Source organism: Salinivibrio sp. MA440 (genome assembly GCF_001996265.1).
Classification (GTDB): Bacteria; Pseudomonadota; Gammaproteobacteria; order Enterobacterales; family Vibrionaceae; genus Salinivibrio; species Salinivibrio costicola.
Window position 1 is genome coordinate 1 of record NZ_MUFI01000081.1, and the last position, 5,414, is coordinate 5,414.

4 protein-coding genes, 1 tRNA gene and 1 rRNA gene are annotated in these 5,414 nt (G+C 47.8%); 4 read left to right on the top strand and 2 right to left on the bottom strand.

Translation table 11 applies throughout. The annotated features are described in order from the left end of the window. Positions 1 to 143: 143 nt before the first annotated feature. Together BZG80_RS15405 and BZG80_RS15410 are read right to left on the bottom strand one after the other, a co-directional pair. A complete protein-coding gene (locus BZG80_RS15405; protein ID WP_021023409.1) occupies positions 144 to 1,586 on the bottom strand; it encodes a YfcC family protein in 1,443 nt (480 codons plus the stop codon). A 510-nt stretch (positions 1,587 to 2,096) separates the two neighbouring features. After that, complete coding sequence (locus BZG80_RS15410) at positions 2,097 to 2,582, bottom strand: RDD family protein (protein WP_077459918.1); 486 nt, start codon at positions 2,580 to 2,582, stop codon at positions 2,097 to 2,099. Positions 2,583 to 2,797: 215 nt separating this feature from the next. On the opposite strand from BZG80_RS15410, the gene BZG80_RS15415 reads away from it, so the two are divergent. From BZG80_RS15415 to BZG80_RS15430, 4 genes are all read left to right on the top strand, one after another. After that, positions 2,798 to 2,884, top strand: a tRNA-Leu gene (locus tag BZG80_RS15415). Positions 2,885 to 3,036: 152 nt separating this feature from the next. Then, positions 3,037 to 4,497 (top strand): aminotransferase-like domain-containing protein, encoded by a 1,461-nt coding sequence (locus tag BZG80_RS15420; protein ID WP_077577409.1) that lies wholly within the window; start codon positions 3,037 to 3,039, stop codon positions 4,495 to 4,497. Positions 4,498 to 4,572: 75 nt separating this feature from the next. After that, a complete protein-coding gene (locus BZG80_RS15425; RefSeq protein ID WP_021023412.1) occupies positions 4,573 to 4,791 on the top strand; it encodes a hypothetical protein in 219 nt (72 codons plus the stop codon). Between the two features lie 447 nt (positions 4,792 to 5,238). Then, positions 5,239 to 5,414: ribosomal RNA gene (locus BZG80_RS15430) — 16S ribosomal RNA — on the top strand; the annotation flags it as partial.

Here is a 5,414-nt window from a genome sequence, read left to right on the forward strand (position 1 = left end):
TTATTATACTGCTTGTTGTTAAAAATGTTGTTTTATTGTTAAAAATACAAAGCGACAAAAAAATAAAGCAGGTCAAGGTCGTTTTTAGGCAAAAAAAAGCGCACTTGCTTATCGCAAGTGCGCGTGTGTTGCGGTGATAGTGTTTACAGCATGACACCGACGCTGAGCATAACCATAATCATGATAGTTAAAATGCCAAGCAGGGGAGCAACCCATTTTATCCATTTCGCATAGGGTACACGCGCAATGGCTAAGCCGCCCATGACCACGCCAGACGTCGGAGTCACTAGGTTGACCAAGCCAGAGGCTGACTGGTAAGCGGTGACGACTAATTCGCGACCGACGTTGGCGAAATCAGCGAGGGGCGCCATGATTGGCATGGTTAGAACAGCCAGTCCTGATGATGAGGGCACCAAGAAAGACAGAAGTACTTCAAGCCAATACATCACATTGATAAACACAAATGACGACAAGCCCGATACTAGGCTTTCCGCGCTATTCAGTATGGTGTCGGTGATCATGCCTTTGTCCATGATCACCACAATACCGCGCGCAATACCGATGATCAGCGCTACACCAAGTAGGTCTCTCGCCCCATCTATAAAGCTGGTGGTGATTTCCTCTTCACTCATGCGCGCAATAAGACCAATGATAATGGCGGCCCCTAAGAACACGGCTGAGATCTCGGCCATCCACCATCCGAGCGAGGAGACGCCATAAATCATGACCGCGAATGCACCGGCAAAAACGGTAAGGATGACCTTACGTGTGGCGGTGAAGTCTAGGCTTTGATTATCATCGTGCTCGCCAAGGAAATGTTTTTTATTACTTTCATACTGGTCATAAACAATGGATTGGCTTTGGTCAGCGCGTACTTTCCGAGCATAGCGCATGACATAAGCGACACAAATGAGCCAACCAATGGCCAAAATGGCGAGGCGCAGCAGAATACCGTCGGTAAAAGGAATGCCTGCGGCATTGGCAGCAATCACAGTCGCAAACGGGTTAATGGTTGAGCCTAATGTGCCAATACCTGCGCCAAGTAGCACGGTGGCAGCGGCAACGACAGGATCAAAACGTGCGGCCATCATCACAGGCACAAGCAAGGTATAGAAGGGGAGTGATTCTTCAGCCATCCCGTAGATGGTGCCCCCTGCGGCAAATAGGCCCATCAAGATAGGGATCATCCACTCTTCGCGCCCTTCCAAGCGTTTGGTGACCCGCTCAATACCAGCATCAATGGCGCCCGTTTTCGTCACCAGCCCTAAAAAGCCGCCAATAATAAGAATAAACAGGGAGACATCAATGGCCGCCGCTTCATAAGTTTGGTGATTATAAAAGCCATCAATGGGGGCTAAAAGGACATCCACGATGCCTTGCGGATTACTCTCAACTTGCTGATAAGTGCCTGATACAGGGACTTGTTGACCAAGCTCTTCGTTCATGGTGCGGTCGTATTGCCCTGCGGGTACGACCCAACTTAGGGCGGCAACGACGGCAATAAGAATAAACAGTATCGTATAAGCGGATGGGAACTTCAGATTGGCAAACCAACCTTTTTTCTCAGGAACACTCTGGTTACTCATGGTTTCTCCTCATACCTCTTCTCAGTACAGGCGCGTACTACACGTGTTGAGGTAAAGCGTTAAGTTTCACGTCATTATTATTTTGAGCAATAAACATTTGCTTTGTCTTTATTGTAAAAGCGAGAGGCTTCTGACTTCTTGGTGATATCTCACAAAAGGAAATGTGGCTTTTTATTAAAAAGATGAGCTTAAATTTTAAAGTGAATGTTATGTTGGTTTTTACGCGTACTTATCCTTTTTTTCGCCAAGGAAAAGATGGGTTTTTATTGATTAAAATGTATCTACTTGCAGCGTAAGGCAGATATTATCCCTTTGCTCGATAGCGTTTATGTGAGCAGATTGCTTAATTAGTCATAAGTGGTGGGCGTTAATGATGAATAAAACAGGATAAAACACCAAGGGTTCCAACGTGAGATAATTAGGCTTTTCTTGTTTTAAATCAAATTAGCGGTTGGCTTAAACCGAAGTCCGCATAGGAAAGGGCGCACTTGCGCCCTATTGATGAGGGCGTTATTTCTTTTTGGTGGGTTTTGGCAGCACAATCATATCGCACTCAGAAAAATGGTCTTGGAAAGCGCGATTATTGATATCGAAGATAACAATGAGGTTGCCAAGGCCAAAGCAGGCCGTTGCCATGCGGATCAGTGCCTGAGTGGGGCGAATATTACTGCCATCGGTATTTTGCAGGCGCAGGCGCCATGCTCGCATCCCGAGTGTTTGTCCTGCCTTACACCAAAAATAGCCATAGAACCCACCGATGACACAGGCTAAATACGCTGTATATAATGGGTTAACAATGGGGTGATGGGTGAGAAAGTCACTGATATCTTGGTAGGGCGCGATAGACATGCCGAGCGCTTGTGCGATCGCGAGCAATGCCATCATGCCGCCCCCCGCAAGCATAAGAAGTGCGGCAACCACTAGAATATCATAGACCCAGGCCGCTAAGCGGCGAAAAAAACCTGCGGTTGGACAAGCGATAGAAGACGTTTGCATTGGTGTTTACATCCCAGAATTCAATTCGATGCTAGCCTAGCACAGACACTGTCTTGGCGAGTAAGACTAGGCTGTTGTTTTTTGACCAACTATGGGGATTTTTTCTGCATAAGTGTATCTTAGTGTCCTGAGTTGGTTAAAAATAATGCGAACAAACACTTTTTTGCTTTTTGTGCTTGCACTCGAAAGGGCGGTACGTATAATTGGCCGCACTTGCCGAGATGGCGGAATTGGTAGACGCAGCGGATTCAAAATCCGCCGCCTTAACGGGTGTGAGGGTTCAAGTCCCTCTCTCGGCACCAAATCCCAAAAAAGCCCCAGTCTAAAGACTGGGGCTTTTTTCGTTATGCGCCCGCATAAGCGATGTGCAAGTCACAATCCGCCACATTCTATCCCGCTAATCCTGACGGCCCAAGGTATGATCCCTCGATAAGCAAAAAGAGGGAGTAGTAAGGTGCAAGTGCGTTATCAAGACATTGCTCGTTGGATCGAAGCACAAATCCAGCAGCGCGTTTGGCAAGTCGGCGAGCGGATCCCATCGGTAAGAGAAATGAGCCGTCTCCAGCGCGTGAGTCCAATGACAGTGATGCGTGCTTATGAACAGTTGGAAGCTGATGGCTGGGTTGAAGCGAGACCTCGGTCCGGTTTTTTTGTTCGCCCTCATTATAACCAGTTGGCAGAGCATGTATTGGCGAGGCCGCAAGCTGATTCTCAATGGCTCTCCACGCATCAGGATGTCTTTGATGTGATCAGTGCTAGTCACCAAGGAACGCGCTATCCATTTGGTTCGGCATTTCCCGATCCTCAACTGTTCCCCATGCAAGCCTTGGGACGGGCAATGGCGCGAGTGCTTCGTCAGTCTTCACATCCAGACCACTTTACTATTTTACCACCCGGTGACACTGGGCTGCGTCGGTTGATTGCCCAACGCTATCTGCGTCAAGGCATTAAAGTTGGCATTGACGAAATCATTATCACCAACGGTGCAATAGAAGCATTAAGTTTGTCATTAGCCGCACTCACTCAACCTGGTGATAAAGTCATTATCGAAGCACCCGCTTTTTATGGGGTACTGCAAACGCTTGAAAGGCTACAACTTGAACCCGTTGCTGTATCGGTTGATCCAAGTTCTGGTATTGATATAAATGCGCTTGAGCACGCCTTAATCTCACACCAAGTATCGGCATGCTGGTTAATGAGTAACTTTCATAATCCTACCGGGGCATCGATTCCAGATGATGACCGGCCCCGTGTGGTTAGCCTACTTGCGTCTCATCAAGTCCCACTTATCGAAGATGATGTATATGGTGAGCTCTATTTCACCCCTTCACGGCCCATGCCTTTAAAAGCCTATGATGCGCAAGGCGGCGTCTTACATTGCGGCTCTTTCTCCAAACAGCTTGCACCTGGTTTTCGAGTGGGCTGGGTCGCGGCAGGGTGCTATGCGATGCAAATAGAGAAGCGTCAGTCCGTTTCGAGCTTAGCCGTAGGGGCGCCCAATCAACTGGCGATTGCTGATTACTTAAAACAAGGCGGCTATGACGCGCACTTACGCCGATTACGTGAAACGCTGTCTACTCGTCAAAACCAGGTCCTCACCCAACTCAAAGCGATCTTACCGGCCAGTGCCTCGGTTAGCGAACCCAAAGGCGGTTATTTTTTGTGGGTTACATTGGATAAAAACATCGATACGCGTGATCTGTTTCAGGCGTTAAGGCCGTTTGGTGTGACCATCGCCCCGGGTGCATTGTTTGCGACAGATGGACGGTTTAATCATTGCTTTCGTCTCAATCTCTCGATTGATGGAAAAGTAACAAGAGAGCTCGAGCACAATGATGCCGAGTGTGATGGGTTAAATCAGATTGCGACGGCTCTCTCATCGTTACTCGCCGCGTCACCTGTACCAGTTAAATAGTGATCACTTTGTACTAGGCCGCGACGGCACTTTTCCCTTTAAACTGGATGTGCAATACCAGCTTGGGAGGAAAAGATGAAACAAGAGATGAGCATGATGGTGGTCGCAATAATTTGTGCAGCGTTACTGATCCTTGGCCACATCATTATTATTGAAACACTTGCCTATTACACATGGGCGCAATGGACCGCTGGCGCAATTCCTTTTGTGCTTTTGCTCATGGCGTGGGGCGCTGTGCGTTATTGTCGAGCGAAAGAGCGTGCGGAGGAAAGGCAACAATCGCACTTGCACTAATTGTTTTTTTGTATTGAGGGAGCGTGAGCACCAGCCATCTCTCGCTCTCCACGACTAGAAAAGCTCTCAACGACCGGAAAAAGGGGCCTTTTGTCTGTTTTTGTTTGTTTTGTGAACAAACGAGCAGCAAGGCGCTTTTTTTTTATATTTAGGGGTTGCGGTAAAAACTGAGATCTCTATACTGCGCTTCCTGTCGACGGGGCAACGAGACGTAAGTCACGAAATGCCAACCACGAATCGACACGCTCTTTAACAATTTGACCTATGCAATCTGTGTGGGCACTCGTTGAGAATAGACAAAAAGATTTATTCGATGAACTGAGTGACCAATACGAWAYAACKTTTACGTTRTTCGGCACAGTCAATTCGTTTGTCTCGCAAGAGAYGAACAAAACAGTATTTATCGAGCCGTTTGTCTTTTCTTWGGAAAAGCAAACACCAAAACTTTAATTGAAGAGTTTGATCATGGCTCAGATTGAACGCTGGCGGCAGGCCTAACACATGCAAGTCGAGCGGAAACGGCAGTATTGAAGCTTCGGTGGATTTACTGGACGTCGAGCGGCGGACGGGTGAGTAACGGCTGGGAACCTGCCCTGACGAGGGGRATAACCGTTGGAAACGAC

What these genes read in the sequence shown, in the direction of transcription:
- BZG80_RS15410 (WP_077459918.1), bottom strand. Translation starts at nt 2,582, where the DNA reads ATGCAAACGTCTTCTATCGCTTGTCCAACCGCAGGTTTTTTTCGCCGC.
- BZG80_RS15425 (WP_021023412.1), top strand. Translation starts at nt 4,573, where the DNA reads ATGAAACAAGAGATGAGCATGATGGTGGTCGCAATAATTTGTGCAGCG.
- BZG80_RS15405 (WP_021023409.1), bottom strand. Translation starts at nt 1,586, where the DNA reads ATGAGTAACCAGAGTGTTCCTGAGAAAAAAGGTTGGTTTGCCAATCTG.